This is a genomic window from Roseibium sp. HPY-6 (genome assembly GCF_040530035.1).
GTDB lineage: Bacteria > Pseudomonadota > Alphaproteobacteria > Rhizobiales > Stappiaceae > Roseibium.
The window spans coordinates 449,093-465,551 of sequence record NZ_JBEWCD010000003.1; the positions used below are offsets into that span (position 1 = coordinate 449,093).

Annotated in this window: 13 protein-coding genes; 8 read left to right on the forward strand and 5 right to left on the reverse strand. The window is 57.0% G+C overall.

Going from position 1 to position 16,459, the window contains the following annotated elements; all coding sequences use genetic code 11:
• Positions 1-99 precede the first annotated feature (99 nt).
• The 4 genes from purH to htpX all read right to left on the reverse strand — a co-directional run bounded on the left by purH (position 100) and on the right by htpX (position 6,198).
• Positions 100-1,716 (reverse strand): bifunctional phosphoribosylaminoimidazolecarboxamide formyltransferase/IMP cyclohydrolase, encoded by a 1,617-nt coding sequence (gene purH / locus ABVF61_RS28065; protein ID WP_353996913.1) that lies wholly within the window; start codon positions 1,714-1,716, stop codon positions 100-102.
• A gap of 97 nt (positions 1,717-1,813) precedes the next feature.
• Complete coding sequence (locus tag ABVF61_RS28070; protein ID WP_353996914.1) at positions 1,814-3,571, reverse strand: heparinase II/III family protein; 1,758 nt, start codon at positions 3,569-3,571, stop codon at positions 1,814-1,816.
• 147 nt (positions 3,572-3,718) lie between these two features.
• Entirely contained in the window at positions 3,719-5,095 is a 1,377-nt protein-coding gene (locus ABVF61_RS28075) for an RsmB/NOP family class I SAM-dependent RNA methyltransferase (protein ID WP_353996915.1), read from the reverse strand.
• A gap of 140 nt (positions 5,096-5,235) precedes the next feature.
• Positions 5,236-6,198, reverse strand: a complete 963-nt coding sequence (gene htpX, locus ABVF61_RS28080; RefSeq protein ID WP_353996916.1) for a zinc metalloprotease HtpX — start codon at positions 6,196-6,198, stop codon at positions 5,236-5,238.
• 354 nt (positions 6,199-6,552) lie between these two features.
• Here htpX and ABVF61_RS28085 point away from each other — a divergent pair, with 354 nt between their 5' ends.
• The 3 genes from ABVF61_RS28085 (at position 6,553) to ABVF61_RS28095 (ending at position 8,746) form a co-directional block, all read left to right on the forward strand.
• The gene (locus ABVF61_RS28085) at positions 6,553-7,803 is read left to right on the forward strand and encodes a glycosyltransferase family 87 protein (RefSeq protein WP_353996917.1); all 1,251 of its coding nucleotides are present in this window, start codon (positions 6,553-6,555) and stop codon (positions 7,801-7,803) included.
• Between the two features lie 217 nt (positions 7,804-8,020).
• Positions 8,021-8,209 (forward strand): DUF1674 domain-containing protein, encoded by a 189-nt coding sequence (locus tag ABVF61_RS28090; RefSeq protein ID WP_353997332.1) that lies wholly within the window; start codon positions 8,021-8,023, stop codon positions 8,207-8,209.
• A gap of 18 nt (positions 8,210-8,227) precedes the next feature.
• Positions 8,228-8,746, forward strand: a complete 519-nt coding sequence (locus ABVF61_RS28095; protein ID WP_353996918.1) for a hypothetical protein — start codon at positions 8,228-8,230, stop codon at positions 8,744-8,746.
• 1 nt (position 8,747) lies between these two features.
• Here ABVF61_RS28095 and ABVF61_RS28100 read toward each other — a convergent pair whose 3' ends face one another.
• A complete protein-coding gene (locus ABVF61_RS28100) occupies positions 8,748-9,407 on the reverse strand; it encodes an SGNH/GDSL hydrolase family protein (protein WP_353996919.1) in 660 nt (219 codons plus the stop codon).
• A 170-nt stretch (positions 9,408-9,577) separates the two neighbouring features.
• Here ABVF61_RS28100 and ABVF61_RS28105 point away from each other — a divergent pair, with 170 nt between their 5' ends.
• The 5 genes from ABVF61_RS28105 (at position 9,578) to ABVF61_RS28125 (ending at position 16,382) form a co-directional block, all read left to right on the forward strand.
• Positions 9,578-10,801 (forward strand): aminotransferase class I/II-fold pyridoxal phosphate-dependent enzyme, encoded by a 1,224-nt coding sequence (locus tag ABVF61_RS28105; protein ID WP_353996920.1) that lies wholly within the window; start codon positions 9,578-9,580, stop codon positions 10,799-10,801.
• Positions 10,798-13,572 carry an FtsK/SpoIIIE family DNA translocase gene (locus tag ABVF61_RS28110; protein WP_353996921.1) on the forward strand — a complete coding sequence of 925 codons (2,775 nt, stop codon included), beginning with the start codon at positions 10,798-10,800 and terminating at the stop codon, positions 13,570-13,572. The genes ABVF61_RS28105 and ABVF61_RS28110 overlap by 4 nt, the downstream gene beginning before the upstream one ends.
• A gap of 84 nt (positions 13,573-13,656) precedes the next feature.
• Complete coding sequence (locus ABVF61_RS28115; RefSeq protein WP_353996922.1) at positions 13,657-14,310, forward strand: outer membrane lipoprotein carrier protein LolA; 654 nt, start codon at positions 13,657-13,659, stop codon at positions 14,308-14,310.
• Positions 14,307-15,296: an ATP-dependent carboxylate-amine ligase gene (locus tag ABVF61_RS28120; RefSeq protein ID WP_353996923.1), complete on the forward strand. Its 990-nt coding sequence runs from the start codon at positions 14,307-14,309 to the stop codon at positions 15,294-15,296. The genes ABVF61_RS28115 and ABVF61_RS28120 overlap by 4 nt, the downstream gene beginning before the upstream one ends.
• Before the next feature lie 309 nt (positions 15,297-15,605).
• Entirely contained in the window at positions 15,606-16,382 is a 777-nt protein-coding gene (locus ABVF61_RS28125; protein ID WP_353996924.1) for a sulfotransferase, read from the forward strand.
• The last annotated feature ends 77 nt before the right edge of the window (positions 16,383-16,459 follow it).

Genomic DNA, 16,459 nt, shown 5'->3' on the forward strand with positions numbered 1-16,459 from the left:
CAAGCTCTTTTGTGCAACGCGATATTTCGTCGCTTGCTATCGTTAGAAATTACAGCGTTTTCAGTTCGTTAGGTCACCAAGGATGACAGAATACCGTCATTAATGCCTAAAGTGACGCATGCCCGTGAGCACCATCGCAAGACCCGCTTCATCGGCCGCGGCGATGACGTCATCATCGCGCATGGAACCACCGGGCTGGATAACAGCCGTGGCACCTGCTTCGGCAGCGGAAAGCAACCCGTCCGCGAACGGAAAGAAAGCATCGGAGGCAACAACGCAACCCTTGGTCAGCGGCTCGCTGAGACCAGCCGCTTCGGTAGCGTCCAGTGCCTTTCTGGCGGCAATCCGAGCCGAATCCACGCGGCTCATCTGACCGGCGCCAATACCAACGGTTGCACCGTCCTTGGCATAAACAATTGCGTTTGATTTCACGTGTTTCGCCACGCGGAACGCGAATTTCAGGTCTGCAAGTTCCTGTTCGCTCGGCGCACGTTTGGTAACGACTTTCAAATCCAGGTCATCGACGACGCCATTATCCCTGGACTGAACAAGAAGCCCGCCTGCCACGGACTTGACGAAAAGACCATCCGCGTTGGCATCTGCAAGCCCACCCGTGACGAGAAGCCGAAGGTTTTTCTTTGATGCAATGATGTCGCGTGCCGTGTCATCCGCATCCGGAGCAATGATCACCTCGGTGAACGTCTTGACGATTTCCTCCGCCGCGGCCCCGTCCAAAGGCCCGTTCAAGGCGACGATACCGCCAAAAGCAGAGACAGGATCGCAGCGTAGTGCCTTCAGATAGGCGTCCTTCAGACATGCGCCTTCGCCGACGCCACAGGGATTGGCGTGCTTTATGATTGCGACAGCATGCGTGCGCGCGGGATCGAATTCGCTGACGAGTTCAAATGCCGCGTCCGTATCATTGATATTGTTGTAGGACAGGGTCTTTCCCTGCAGCTGGCGCGCAGTTGCAACGCCAGGCCGGTTTTCGCCGGTGATGTAAAACCCGGCGGTCTGATGCGGGTTTTCCCCGTAGCGCATGACTTCCGCCAGTTCGCCGCCGACAGCCCGGTGCGCCGGTGTCGCTTCTTCGAGCTGAGCTGCCATCCAGTTGGAAACGGCGGCATCATAGGCAGCCGTGCGGGCAAAGGCCTTCAGGGCGAGCCGTTTGCGCAGCTCGATCGGCGATTGGCCGTCATTGGCATCAAGCTCGGAGATCACTGTGTCATAGTCAGCCGGATCGGTCACGACCGTCACATATGCGTGGTTCTTGGCAGCAGCACGGGTCATGGCGGGCCCGCCGATGTCGATATTCTCGATGCCCGTCGCGTAGTCGGCGCCAGAGGCCACGACTTCTTCAAACGGATAAAGATTGCCGCAAAAGAGGTCTATACCGGCAATTCCGTGCGCACTCATCGCCGCCTGGTGGTCCTGATCATCGCGGATCGACAGCAATCCTCCGTGCACCTTGGGATGGAGCGTCTTCACACGGCCATCCATGATCTCCGGAAATCCGGTGATTTCGGAAATATCAAGAACACTCAGCCCTGCGTCTCTCAAAGCCTTGTAGGAGCCCCCCGTTGAAACAAGCTCGACGCCGCGTTCAGAAAGCGCCTTTGCAAACGCAACGAGACCGGTCTTGTCAAAAACGGAAAGAAGCGCGCGTTTGACGGGCACCAGTTCGGGAACGGGAACGGCTTTCGACACAATGGCCATGAATTTGCCTCGCAAGTGGGGACGATCGGGGAGCTCGACGTCGCCCTAACACGTCTTACGGCAAATCGGAAGGTTCTTGAAAGAGCTCCGGGACAGGCTAGTCTTCGAGAGGCAACTCGCCAAAGTCATCGAACTCGCTTGTCCCGCGGCGGCTCAGCTTGGCAGTCGCCGTTTTGCGGAATTGCCATCCAACGGACGGTGCCTCCTGAAGCGAGCCTGTGACAACGATCTGGTCGGTTTTCCGGTGCCCGTATACGTCCGAGAGATAGATGCTTTCGTCGAGCGACAATTCGCATCCAGGCGCCTCGAATTCCCAGGCCTCGCCATCGCGGCAGACGAGCAGGACTGCCGATCCGCCCCGCAGCATGGACGTCCGCAAGCCCGGATGCAGATGAAAACGAAGCGCATAGCGATGTTCAGGGTCGATCGACCCGACGGCCCGCAACGTATCGATGCCGTCAAGCACCGTACCGTCACCTGAAAGGCGAAGGTCCCTTTCGTGGACAACGTTGAATTCCGCCGCATAGCCGTCATGAGACGCGGTAATCCGGCTTCCCGCCTGGTCGTCCTCACGCTCCAGGTCCACTACCGATGGGCCGGAGAGGATCGGCGCGCCAAGCAGTCTGCCGAAGGGCTTTTCAGAGAGAAAACGGCAGGACGACGTGTCTTCGACCGTTGCGGTCGAATGCGCCGCGGTCGATCGGCTGACTTTGCGCCACATCGGGTTGGATTTGGTCGAGACACCGCAATTGACGACGATCCGGTTTGTGCCCGACGAAAACTCAAACGACAGGCATCCGGCATGCGCGTCACCGGAAACGCCGAGAGCAGGGACCGGCCCGGCATCGATCAACACCACCGAATTGGCGCCGCTCAGCCGTTGATAGCCGGAATGGGGCGCGTTCAAAGGCGGCGCTCCCCGGGCGTCATCATAGGCAAGGATCGTCGCCACAAGGTCGCTTGGTGTGGACCCCATTCCGTTGAAGTGGGCGAGCGCACCATCACCATGTCTGAAAAAGCGCAGCATCGGCATCATACGGTCAACAGACTGCAGCATGGCAGGTGGCATTTCCAACCCCTGTGCCACAAAGGCCTGACGGACCGGCAGGAGATCGGCCAGAATGTCGATCAGAGCTCGCGGATTGCGCGAGATATGACCGCCGTCCGGCAGTATTTGTCGGGTCAACTCATGCTCAAGCCGGCGAATGCTCTGGCGCGCGAAACGGCCCTGACCAGCCATGGAAATGCAGGCGGAAGCAACGGCAAGCGAGGCACGCAGCCGCACGACACCGTCTTCTGTTTCATTGATGGTCTGGCGGAGATACCGAACCTGCCGTGCGAGTGACTTGACGAAGTTGCGATAGAACTCGTGATCACCATCCTGGAGAATAAAGGGCGAATGGGCTAGCCATGACAATATGCGCCGGGTCACCACGGGAGCTTCCCAGCCGATTGGATGCCGCCGTCCGCAGTATTTCATCCAGTCTTCGACCAGGACGCGCGCGTTCTGACGGGCAATCTGGCTGTCTGATGCGCGCAGATCCCGCAACCAGCCGAAACTGTGCAGCTCCCGCTGCCAGTCCTCGTGAACCGCATTCAGCTCGAACGGCGAGCGGCCCTGGGTTTCCACCAGATGACCGGAAAAAAGAAACCGGCCGCCATAGATATCAGCGGCGTTGGTCTCATCGGCCGTACGCAGGTCCTGCGGTGCAATCAAAAGGCGCGCGGGCACAGCAGAAAACGGCTGCAGGCGGAAGAAAGGTCCGCCATGCATCCATTTCAGGGTACGGTGCCAGATATGCAGGGCCACAAGACGCCAGACTCGGCTTCTTTCATTGAGGCTTGCTATATTCACCAAACCATCCCCGACGCTGATGGTTTACGCGCAACTATAGTGAATTCTCCGGTTTTAGAGCTGCTTAGCCCTCTTCAATTCTGAAACAGACCATTAAGGTTAGCATTTCATTTATAGAAACATTGCAAATGAACGGTTTATGTCACGTTAAGACCGCCTGAAACGAGCGGCAAAGAACCCGTCCATCCCGAAAGTTTGAAGATCCGATGCAGCCCTGTGGTTCGGCAGGCACCGCAAATACCCCTGCGCTGATACAACCTCGTCAAGTTCTCCGACCTCGCTGGCCTGAACCGGTTCCAGTTCGACAGCTCCGGCATTGCGTTCCAGGAAGGCACTTGCCTGATGTTCTCCTTCGGCCGCCTCGAGCGAACATGTGCAATAGACAAGCAGACCACCCGGCTTGACCCACGCCAACACCCTGTCGAGCAATTCAAGCTGGATTTCTGCCAGTTTTTCAATGTCGTAGGGTTTCTTGATCCAGGCGACATCTGGATGTCGGCGGATGGTTCCGGTCGCACTGCAGGGAGCATCCAGCAATACGGCGTCGAACGGTTCCTCCGGTTCAAATGCGCGCAGGTCGGACACAACGGTCCGGACCTGAAGTTTGAGCCTCGTCATGTTCTCTTGCAGGCGGGCAAGGCGGCCCTTCGATATGTCGACGGCCGTCACCTCGGCGCCGGCAGCTGCCAGCTGTGCGGTCTTGCCGCCGGGAGCAGCGCAAAGATCAGCCACCTTCAAGCCGTGAACGTCTCCCAGAAGCCGCGCCGGCAAGGCAGCTGCTGCGTCCTGAACCCACCACATCCCGTCATCAAATCCGGCAAGAGTGTCGACAGCTCCCTTGTTCTGTAACCTGACGCTGCCTGCACCAACAACCTTGCCTCCGAGCGTTTTTGCCCAGCCTTCCGGGTCCGACTTGACTGTCAGATCAAGCGCCGCTTCGCTCTGATGCGCGCGCGAAATGGCACGGACTGTGTCTTCGCCATAGGCGGTGTGCCAGCTCTCCCAAAGCCACTCGGGCGTATTCAACCTCTCCGCATCAAGGTCCGAAACGAGATCTTCCCGCTCCCTGCCAAGCCGGCGAAGAACGCCGTTCACAAGCCCTTTGTATGGTCTGGCCCTGCGGTCCAGACCCGCGTGATCGACTGCGAGTGACACCGCGGCCCGATCCGGTATCTCCAGGAACAGCATCTGCGCGATGGCGATGTGCAGTATGTCCAGGACCCTTCCGGTCTTTTCGGGGATCGGCCGGTCGAGCAGCCGGTCCACGATTTCCGAAATTTCACCGCGATGTCTCAACGATGCTCCGATAATCGCGCGAACAAGTGCCCGGTCGTTGCCGGCAAGTGACCTGAATCCCGAATGTCCGGAGGAAATGTCGGTTTCACCGTCGAGCGGTCTCTTCTTGTGAACGACATTTCCCAGGATATCAGCCGCAACCTTGCGCGCGGCAAACCCGGGTTTTTCCGTGCGTTCAGTCTCATTTTTGCCGGGCGATCCGGATGTCTTGTGTGCGCGACTTCTCAAAGAATGTTCCTGTTTGGCGCTGCGTTTCGGCAACGAAAACCAAGCGCCGCAGACCGGACACCCGGCTGCGGCGCAATCGCATTGTTTTAAGACCAACCGCCCACGCGGAAAAGCAGTTTCTTCCAGCGCAAGAACGTCTGTCAGCCCCAAGGACCCTTAGGCGCATCCTGTCTGGTAGATGCGGGCCGCGAGCCCATTCCCGCCCAAGGACCGGATTGCGGCGCTGAACCGGTATCGCCAAATGATGCCGATCCGCCGGTTCCAAGACCGCCGCTGGAGAGCTTTCGCAGTTCGTTGATCCTGTTCTGCGTGTTCGGGTGGGTCGAGAAAAGATTGTCCATGCGCTCTCCGGACAGCGGGTTCATGATGAACATGTGTGCTGTCGCCGGATTCGCCTCCGCATCCGGATTATGAATGCGCTCGACACCACCGGCGATCTTGCCAAGGGCAGACGCCAGCCACATTGGCTCGCCGCAGATCTGTGCACCCATCCTGTCCGCGGCGTATTCACGGGTTCTGGAAATCGCCATCTGAACGACCATCGCCGCCATCGGCGCCACGATCATCATCAGCAGCATCCCGACGATACCAAGCGGATTGTTCCGGTTCCCGCCAAAAAAGAACGCAAAATTGGCCAGCATCGAAATGGCACCTGCGATTGTCGCCGTTATGGTCATGATCAGAGTGTCGTGGTTCTTTACATGCGCCAGTTCATGCGCCATCACGCCGGCAACCTCTTCGGGTGTCAGCATGTTCAACAGGCCGGTCGTGGCAGCAACGGCAGCGTTTTCGGGGTTTCTCCCGGTGGCGAAAGCATTCGGCTGCGGATTGTTGATGATATAAACCTTGGGCATCGGCAAGTCTGCATTTCGAGCCAGCCGCTGCACCATACGGTAAAAGTCCGGCATGGATCGCTCATCAACTTCCTGAGCATGGTGCATACGCAGGACCATCTTGTCCGCGTTCCAATAGCTGAACACATTCATTGCAGCTGCGATGGCCAGGGCAATCAGCATGCCCGCCTGTCCGCCGATCATGAAGCCGATTCCCATAAAGAGGGCGGTCATTGCCGCCAGCAGCATTGCCGTACGAATGTAGTTCATTTGTGCCTGTGTCCGTTTCCTGTCCTTTTGTCACCGGAGCGCAGTGGCGCCGATCAGGTCAAAATCCTGACTGAAGATGGGTATTGAAGCCAGACTTGGCAAGTTGCGGACCAGTCACCTTGCCAAGACGTAACTCACATGGACGCAGTGGTGCAGACGCTGATTTCATGATCCCAGACGCCAGTTGATCGCGCCTGTTAAGAGTGGACACCAGGTCTTGGGTCGAAGTCAGGCATTTTTTGATCAACTTTCAATTGCACAACCTGTAGTTTAACTTATTTTTCAGATTTCTGCGCAACTTAAGGTTATTGCGCCGTATGTATTCTCCCGATTTTTCACAAAGGAATTTTTGCCGTGTCTTCTGCTCGCAGCCTGTTGCCGTTCTGGAACTCAAAGACCGTCAGGAACACACTTGGCGGGCCCGCGTTTTTGTGGCTGATGATTATTTCGGCACTTGGCACTCTGCAAGGCTTGTGGACTGTCAGGTCCGCCGTTTTCGAGTTTCCGCAAACCCTGAAAGATGCACGCGTCGAGGACCTCTCCGCGTTCCACCGGGCCTCTGAGATGGCCAATTCAGGATCGGCGGCGAACGTCTACGACCCGGCGTTGTTCCGGGAGGGTTTATCAGACCGGCTCTCTGACCTGATTTTCCTGAATCCACCACACGCGCTTCCGCTCTTTCATGTCTTTTCCTGGACAGATTTCGCGACGCTGAAAATCATCATATTGGGAATGACTCTGATAGCGCTCTTCGCGATTCCACGGCTTGCTGGGTTTAATCTGGCCGTGTCGGCGTTGTTTGCCGCCTCCGTTGGCACGGTTCAGATCCTTCTACGACTCAATCTTTCTATCTTCATAATAACATTGATTGTTTTTGCTCTTGTTCACGCAAAACAACGACCCATTCTGGCCGGCCTTTCGCTTGCGGTCGCAACAATAAAACCGCAATACGGTCTTCTTGTTCCCTTCTTTCTGATCGGCATAGGCGCTTGGCGTTGCATCGGCTGGGCAACGCTTGGTACATTGCTGCTGGCGGGTCTCTCATTTGTCCTCTATGGACCGGGCGTCTTTGTCAGCTACACGTCGTCTTTTACAACTCCACTTTATCAGGCCTACGCACTGACTGCTCTGGAGTGGGATACGTCGTTGCGCTCGTTCCTGGGCCGAATGAATGTCGACATGGGTTTGAGAGCAGCGCTCGTTTTCACAGCGATCATTTTGGGTGCGATCTGCGCGCTCCGCCTTCCTGCCGGCCTGCCCTGTGAATTGCGCATTGGCCTCGTCCTGCTGCTCAGCGCCGTCGTTGCACCATCCTTCCTCTACTACAGCTGGCCATTATTCGCAGCAGGCGTCTTATTCGTTGCCAGAGCCCTGCCCGACTGGCCAATGGAACTGCAGTTTTTGACATGTCTGACCTGGATGCAACCTTTTGTCTATCTGCTGCTTCTTTCGATTTGGCCTTCAACCCTGGGGACCCACGCGACCTCGGTATTTTTGCTGGTGACCGCAGTACCTGCCGGTTTCTATCTGCTGATCAGATACCGGCAGCCACGAAAAGCGCTCGCGTCGCTCAGCACCCCCGAAACGGTACGGAGCGGCGCGTGATCGAATCGATCGACGCGCGCGGTCATCGGCCCTATCGGGCAAAACAGGTGGCGAAGCACGCGCACTGCCAAAATATCCCGTCTTGCCCTATATGGAATAGGCAGAGTATGGACATGAAACTTCTAATCAGCCCATGGCAGACATGACGCACGACCAGAAAGATCCGGCTACGAGCTACAGCCAGAGTGAAGCTCCTTCGCTGAAGACCGAAGTCGCGATGGAGCCGAAGAAACGTTTCGAGGACCTGCCACCCGCTGCCCAGCGCGCACTTCTCGAGGCCGAGGAGCGTCGGAAACAGATCGACGCGAAACAGGATGCCATGCCGGACGAGGTCAACGGTCGCGGCGGACTTGAGCCAACCCGATATGATGACTGGGAAATCAAGGGCCTGACGGTTGATTTTTGAAGGACGTGGCGATCGCACATGCGCACGCAACTCCATCAAGTTCTGAGCGAATGGGACGGCAAGGATACCGCGCCACTGGAACGCTCCTATGCAAGCTTTCAGGCGGAAACGGACCTTGTCGGGTATCTTGTTGATCTCGGCGAGGATGAACGGTGTCAGCGCGGAGCAACGTGGCTCTTGAAGCATCACCTGGAAAAATCCGGAAGCGGGCTTCCGGAACAGTTAGCAGCGAAGCACGCAGCCTTCGCACCGAAACTAACCGACTGGGAAGCCCGACTGCATTTTCTTCAGTATTTCGAGCATTTGCAGATCCCGGAACATCTGGAAGACCCGCTCAGGCAGATGATCGACAACGGACTGACATCTGAAAACAAGTTCTTGCGCGCCTGGTCTCACTATGCGCTCGCCGTGTTAGCTCAGCGGTTTCCGGCGCATGAATCCAAGGCGCTGAAAATTCTCAGAACTGCAGGCGAACGCGAGACCGCTGGCTCGGTAAAGGTGCGTATTCGAAAAGCGCTGGAGAAACTTGAGGCTTAAATCAGGTACCAGCCAGTCCTCGAACCTCATCCGCAATGGCTTTCGCCAGATCCGCCTGTGGCGCTGCCTCGAAATGTATGGCATCGACCGGGCTCGCGGTAATGTGCTTTCCGGCATCCAGAAAAGCCGTGCCGTACTGGTCCGCCAGACGTGCGTAGACGTCTGCAAGACGACGCGATTGCGCACCGCCGTGAGCGTTGGAATAAAGGCCTTCATATTCGAGGCCGGTAAAGTCGCCGAGCGGCGGCGGCGCCATTAGAAGAACCTTCGGTGCACGGCCTTCCACATCGTCCGTGGACTGGGTTGCCGCAAACAGGATCCTGCCCATTGCCAGCCCGATCGCGTCGGCGCTCATGTTGAACCGGTCCTGCAGATCGTTCGAACCAAGCATTATGATCAGGACATCGATCGGCATATGCGTCTTGCGCACTGTGGCTAGGTGCGCCAATCCGTCTTTGTCACCCCGCGTCGGGTCTTCAAAGACGGTGGTGCGGCCGTTGACACCTTCTTCAATGACGTGAAAGGACGGCCCGAGTTCGCGCTGCAGTCTGCGGGTCCAGCGAACTTCATGACCGTATCTGGATTTGTCCAGGGGGTTGAACCCCCAGGTAAGGGAATCTCCGAAACAGACGACGGATACCGGATCCATGTGTGCGGTCATGAAAAACCCTTTTGACCAATAAGCATTCTTGAAAAAGACCATAAAAAAGAAGCACGGCGCAGGCAATTGCGTTGATTGAGGCTCCAGTTCTCATCCTTGGTTAATCAGAGATTTACCAAGAGGGCGATAGGGTCGGGTCAATGTAATGCGTAACGACCGCCGGATTTTGCATGACTGCCAGCCTTCAAGCCTATAAGCGCGGCGCTGTTTTGCCGAGCTCCAATCCCTTTCAGCGTCTTGCCGAGCTTCTGGACGGCGAAACGCCGGGTCTTGACCCGATTATCATGACAATCGGTGAACCCCAGCACGCAATCCCCGAGTTTACGGCCGGTGTTCTTGCTGAAAACATTGGCGATTTCCGCCGCTACCCGCCCATCAAGGGATCCCAGGACTTCCGCAATGCGGTGGCGGGCTGGCTCGATCGCAGATACTCGCTTGACGGCATGATCGACCCGGAAGACGGCGTGCTGCCGTTGAACGGCTCGCGCGAGGGATTGTCTTTCGGTGCGATTGCAGCGCGCGATCAGCTCGACAAAGGGTTGGATCATCCCGTCGTCATCCTGCCGAACCCGTTTTACCAGACATATGCAGCTGCAGCTCACGTGGCAGACGCCCAAGCCGTGCTGCTGGATGCGGTGCCAGGGAACAATTTCCTGCCTGACCTCGACAGTCTGGATTCAGGTCTTTTGGATGAAACGGTCGCGTTTTACGTCGCTTCGCCAACGAATCCGGAGGGTTATCCGGCGAGTGTTGACTATTGGCAGAGACTGATCCGACTTGCACGCAAACATCGCTTCTTTATCTTTGCCGACGAATGCTATTCGGAAATTTACCGCAGTGCGCCACCTCCCGGCATTCTGGAAGCCGCGAAGGCGATGGGAACCGGCTTTGACAACATCATCGTGCTGAATTCCCTGTCGAAACGCTCCAATCTGGCCGGTTTGAGATGCGGATTTGCCGCCGGTGATCCTGCATTCCTTAGCAAATGGGCAAAGTTCCGCGGCCTCGCCGCACCTCAGGTCTCGCTTCCGGCGCAAGCAGTCGCGGTGCGCGCCTATCAGGACGAAGCGCACGTTATTGAGAACCGGCGCCTCTACAACGAAAAGTTCGAGGTTGCTGAACGGCTTCTTGCGCCCCAGATGGGTCCGGTTACGCCCGAGGGCGGGTTTTTTCTCTGGCTTGATGTCGGGAGATGGGCCGACGGGGTCACGATCACAAAACGCCTTTGGCACGAGATTGGCGTGAAAGTCGTGCCTGGAGGATTTCTGGCATCCGATCAGTCCGACGGCACCAATCCGGGACGCAGCTTCATTCGCGTAGGGCTGACGGCACCGCTGCAGCAGACGGAAGCTGCCCTGGAACGCATGGCAAATTGGCTGGGAGAACAGGCATGAGACGGGCAAGCGCAGTGCGCAGCAACGGCCGCAGACCCGCCGTTGATCTGCTGGACACCGAGAGCCCGATCAAACGTTTCCTGCGGCGCAATCTTGTCGGAGCCTGCGGTCTCGGCATCATTGCGCTTGCGGCGATGCTGGCGGCGGCGCTTGCAACCTGGTCGGTCAACGATCCGAGCTTCAATCATGCGACCGATGGCACCGTGCGCAATGCACTCGGAGCCCCAGGAGCGATCGTCGCAGACATACTTATGCAGACGATCGGTCTTGCGACCGCTGTTTTTCTGATCCCGCTTGTGCTTTGGGGATGGCGCCTTCTTGCGGGGCACGCCCTCGGTATCGGCAAGAAGCGTCTCTTTTTCTGGCTCGTCGGATCCAGCCTTGCCGCCGGTGCCCTGGCCGCTTTACCGGTTCCTGACAGCTGGCCGCTGCCGACCGGCCTGGGCGGTTTTTTCGGTGACACCGTTCATCAGATTCCTGCAATCATTACCGCCAACATGACAAGTGGAGCCGCCACGATCGTCGGTGGACTTGGCCTTGGCGTACCGGCGATTTTCTTCCTGCTGTCCGCTGCCGGATGGCTTGGCGCAAAGGATAGCGTTGAAGGCGAGCCGGCAGCCGAACGCGGAAAGCCAGCACGCGCCCCCAAGGGACACGGCAGGTCCATTGAGGACGAACTTGGCCTGGAAGACGAAGACAGCGAATCCAGACTGTCGGCATTCTTCAGTGCATTCATGGGCCAGGCTGAACACTTGCGCCTGCAAAGTGCGGCCCAACTTCGACGCATAACGGGTCTGAAGCGCGCTCAGACCGCCCCGGACGACGAAGACTACTACTACGACGACGACGGTGATGACGCTGCCGAAGACGCAACCGGCAGGCGCGGTAGCCGTCTCGCGGCGTTCCGCCGCGCGATTGCAGGCAAACTGATGCCGCAGGACGACGATGGGCTCGATGAATTCTACGATCGGGGCAGCCATTCGGAAGACGAAGATCCGGACGATTTCTATGCCGACGAACCCCTTGAAGACGAGGGAGAGAGCTTTGAACCCGACGATCTCCTGATCGAAAAGGGTCCGGTTTCGGGTCAACAGGCGATGCCGGTCGGGATCGCAGCACCGGGTGAGATACCGGCACCGGCCGGACAGCCGGCACCGCAGGCAGGCAGGGTTGTTCCACCCGCACCGCGGCCCAAGCAAAGCAAACGCGCCATCGAGGAAGCCCAGCCTTCCTTCCTGGGCGCTCCGGAGGAATACGAGTTGCCACCTTTGCGGCTGCTTGCCGAACCAAAGGCTGGCGGCAAGGTGCCTGGCCTGTCCGCCGACGCGTTGGAACAGAATGCGCGCATCCTGGAAGGTGTTCTTGAAGACTTCGGTGTCCGGGGTGAGATCATCGAAGTGCGCCCGGGCCCGGTTGTCACGCTTTACGAACTGGAACCTGCGCCCGGGATCAAGTCGTCCCGCGTCATCGGCCTTGCAGATGACATAGCCCGTTCCATGTCAGCGATCTCGGCCCGTGTTGCCGTTATACCAGGCAAGAACGCCATCGGCATCGAACTGCCCAATGCGCGGCGTGAAACCGTTTTCCTTCGCGAACTGATCGCAGCACAGGATTTCGAAAAATCCAAGGCCAAGCTTCCTCTGGCCCTCGGCAAGACCATTAACGGCGAAAGCGTTGTCGCCGATCTGGCTCGCATGCCGCACCTGCTCGTTGCCGGCACGACCGGTTCGGGTAAATCGGTTTCGATCAACACCATGATCCTGTCGCTGCTCTACCGGCTGACACCGGAACAGTGCAAGCTGATCATGATCGACCCGAAGATGCTCGAACTCTCCATATACGACGGAATTCCACATCTTCTCACGCCCGTCGTGACGGATCCGAAAAAAGCGGTCGTTGCGTTGAAGTGGACGGTCCGCGAAATGGAGGACCGCTACAAGAAGATGTCCAAGATGGGTGTTCGCAACATCGACGGTTACAACACCCGGATTAAGCAGGCCCTTGAAAAAGGCGAAAGCTTCACGCGTACCGTCCAGACCGGATTCGACCGCGACACCGGCCAGCCGATCTACGAGGAGGAGGAACTGCCGCTCGAGGCAATGCCATACATCGTCGTGATCGTCGACGAGATGGCTGACCTCATGATGGTTGCCGGCAAGGACATCGAGGGTGCCATCCAGCGCCTGGCGCAGATGGCCCGCGCCGCCGGCATTCATCTGATCATGGCAACGCAGCGTCCGTCCGTGGATGTCATCACGGGTACCATCAAGGCAAACTTCCCGACGCGTATTTCCTTCCAGGTAACGTCGAAAATCGACAGCCGGACGATCCTCGGCGAAATGGGGGCCGAGCAGCTGCTGGGCATGGGCGACATGCTGTTCATGGCAGGTGGTGGCCGCATTCAGCGTGTCCATGGCCCGTTTGTTTCTGACGACGAGGTGGAAGACATCGTCAAGCACCTGAAAGTCCAGGGTACACCCCAATATCTTGAAGCCGTCACGGAAGAGGAAGAAGAAGCCGAAAGCCCTTATGACGCCGGCGGCGGTCTCGCCGGTGGCGGTGAAGGCAATGAACTCTACGACAAGGCAGTTGCTATCGTTCTGCGCGACAAGAAGGCATCGACATCTTATGTCCAGCGCCGCCTGTCGATCGGTTACAACCGCGCTGCCTCGCTGATCGAGCGCATGGAGCAGGAAGGGCTCATCAGCCCGGCCAACCATGCCGGGAAGCGGGAAATTCTCGTGCAAAACGGAGTTGAAGAAGAGTTTTAGGTCCGAATTGCCAAAGCTTTGCCACACACGCTCCATAGCTAGGCTATAGTATTTGCGGCAAATAACGATTTAGGACATTGCATCATGCTGAAACGCTTTGCTCTTCGCTTCGCCCGGCACATCGGCGGCCCGCTCATCACAGCGGGTCTGGTTCTGGCCATGCTGCTTCCCGCGCAGGCGCTTACGGACCAGGAACAGAAGACCCTTCAGCAATTGAGCACCTATTTCAATTCCGTGAAAACGATGCACGGCGATTTCATCCAGTTCGGACCGGACGGGAGCCAGTCGGACGGCAAGTTCTATATGGCGCGGCCGGGTAAGGTGCGCTTCTACTACAACAAACCGTCGGTGCTTGATATCGTCGCCGATGGCAAGTCGGTCTCCGTGCGCGATCGCAAGCTCAACACTCAGGACATTTGGCCACTCGGACAGACGCCGCTGCGCTTTCTTTTGTCGGACTCGATTGATCTCGAAAAAGATACCAACGTCACCAACGTCCTTGTCGAGAAGGATCTGATCACCGTCACGATCTTCGACAAAACCAAGTTCAACTCCGGAACACTGACACTCATTTTCGACACGGATAACTTTGCCCTGAAGCAGTGGACGGTTACCGATCAGCAAGGCTACGACACATCGGTCGCAGTCTATAACGTAGTGTCCAACGCGCCGACCAACCCCGATCTGTTCAAGATTGACTATCTGGCCAATGCCAATCAGCGCAAGGGACGGAATTGAACGGGTCGGAACCGGCGGACGCAATCGGTTCCACCGACCGCACACTTGTCTTTGAACTGCTTGAAACCTACTGCGCGGAACACGGTCTGCGACTGACGGCAGGCGATACGCATGGCCATGCCGGCTTGATTGAAAATGGATCCGGCAAACGCTGGTTTTTCAAAGGCACACGGTTCGACCTCAACACACTCGGCTGTGCCGAGATTTCCAATGACAAGGCGTACACGGCCGGGTTTCTGCACGCGGAAGGCATCGCTGTGCCGGCAAGCCATCTTGTCATGAGTGCTGACATCCGCGACGGCAGAAGACCGCCTGACGCTGTGCTCGACTTTGCCGAAGAGCAGGGCTTTCCGCTGTTCGTTAAGCCGAATACCGGTCAGGAAGGCCGGGATGTCATGCGCGCCGACACCTACCATACGCTTCAGAGCGCGCTTCACATTCTCGCAAAACGTCATGACAGGCTTCTTGTTCAGGAAGAAATCCGGGGCAGGGACCTGCGCGTGATCGTACTGGACGAAGACGTCCTTTGCGCCATGGAAAGAAAGCCCCCCGAGGTCACGGGGGATGGCGAAAGCAGTCTCGCCGAACTGGTTGATTCCCACGGAAGGATTAACCCAGCAGATGGGCGAATTGATTTTGAACTCTCGCAACAGGGATTGATGCTGGAAAGCGTGCCGGCGGCAGGTCAGACGGTATCGCTTTTGCCTGTTTCCAACTTGTCCTCCGGCGGATCGGCAAAAATCATCACCGACGAGATTGCACCTGAGATCCACGAGCTCGCGCGCTTGTCTGCAAAAGCACTCGGCCTGCGATATGCCGGTGTTGATTTGATTGTTCCAGAAGAGCGCCGACCGGATACTGCCGGTGTTGTGCTGGAAGTGAACGCGGCACCCGGATTGAACAATCTGTACCGGCGCGGATCAAAAGAAGCCGAGATCGTCAGGAAAGTTTACGTAGAGGTTTTTAACGCAATGATACAAAAATAATTCAATATTTGAATTAATGTAAATATACTTCCAGAAAAATATTGCGCTCACCTTCAGTACAGACTTTAATCTTCTGCAAAAATTATAATCACGGCTGCGTGTTTTACGCACGCCACCAAAATACAGCCACTATTGACGGATCTTTCTTCCGGATATTGCTCGTCGTGATCGGCAACTAACAAACGCCGTGGAGCCGGTTTCCGGCAGGTGCAATTCGGTAAACCGGTCACGACGGCACCGCGCAAGATTGGAATCATACGTGAGGCCGGACAGATACGCCCCGTGCCAAGCGTTTTTAAGGAGGTCAAAATGATATCGAATGTCGTGCCATTGCGAGAGGACAGTTTCCGACTGCATCGGCAGTATCCATCGCTGTTTTTTCCCAAGGATGGGTATGTCTTCGTTGTGGCCTTCGGACGGTCCGGATCGACCCTGACACAGCACTTGCTGAATTCGCTGCCAGGCTACTTTGTGCGGGGTGAAAACAGCAATGCGCTCGTCCATTTGTCGCGGTCAATAACCGCTATCCAAAGCGAAGGAAACTTCCAGCAGCGCCAGGAACCTCAACGAACCGTCATCTCCGGCAAGCGCCCCTATTTCAACAAGATGGTGGGCACCTCTCTCGATCCCTGGTACGGCATGGAAGACGTTGATGTCGACGAATATGCCATGAGCCTTTTCGATTCGTTTGTCTCCAAGGTACTTTGTCCGCGAGGAGACGCCCGCGTTCTCGGCTTCAAGGAAATCCGCTATCATAACGACCCGAAGTACTTTCCGAAGTTCCTCGACATCATCAAAACCTATTTCCCGAAGAGCAGGTTCATTTTTCAAAACAGGGCATTTGACAACGTCGTCAAGTCCTCGTTCTGGAAAAAACATGAACAAGCCGACGTCAGACGGAAATGGGAAAATTTTGAAGAGCTGACGCAGTCCTACGCTGAGGGCAACCAGGACGTCTGTTACCAACTGCGGTATGAGAACTATCTTGCGGGCGCAGACAAGCTCGAGCCCTTGTTCGAGTTTCTAAAGGAACCCTTCGACGCCACTGAGGTCGCGAAATTGCTGGAAACGAAGCTGAAACACTAGCACCCGGCGTATCGGACGTTCCTTCGGAAGATCGTGACCCGGAGATATTCGGGTCACGGAACCTTACCGAAGTGCCG

Excerpts from the sequence above, each read along its gene's own strand:
- ABVF61_RS28095 (WP_353996918.1), top strand. The coding sequence starts at position 8,228 with ATGCGCACGCAACTCCATCAAGTTCTGAGCGAATGGGACGGCAAGGAT.
- htpX (WP_353996916.1), bottom strand. The coding sequence starts at position 6,198 with ATGAACTACATTCGTACGGCAATGCTGCTGGCGGCAATGACCGCCCTC.
- ABVF61_RS28125 (WP_353996924.1), top strand. The coding sequence starts at position 15,606 with ATGATATCGAATGTCGTGCCATTGCGAGAGGACAGTTTCCGACTGCAT.
- ABVF61_RS28090 (WP_353997332.1), top strand. The coding sequence starts at position 8,021 with ATGGAGCCGAAGAAACGTTTCGAGGACCTGCCACCCGCTGCCCAGCGC.
- ABVF61_RS28105 (WP_353996920.1), top strand. The coding sequence starts at position 9,578 with ATGACTGCCAGCCTTCAAGCCTATAAGCGCGGCGCTGTTTTGCCGAGC.
- purH (WP_353996913.1), bottom strand. The coding sequence starts at position 1,716 with ATGGCCATTGTGTCGAAAGCCGTTCCCGTTCCCGAACTGGTGCCCGTC.
- ABVF61_RS28100 (WP_353996919.1), bottom strand. The coding sequence starts at position 9,407 with ATGACCGCACACATGGATCCGGTATCCGTCGTCTGTTTCGGAGATTCC.
- ABVF61_RS28110 (WP_353996921.1), top strand. The coding sequence starts at position 10,798 with ATGAGACGGGCAAGCGCAGTGCGCAGCAACGGCCGCAGACCCGCCGTT.
- ABVF61_RS28115 (WP_353996922.1), top strand. The coding sequence starts at position 13,657 with ATGCTGAAACGCTTTGCTCTTCGCTTCGCCCGGCACATCGGCGGCCCG.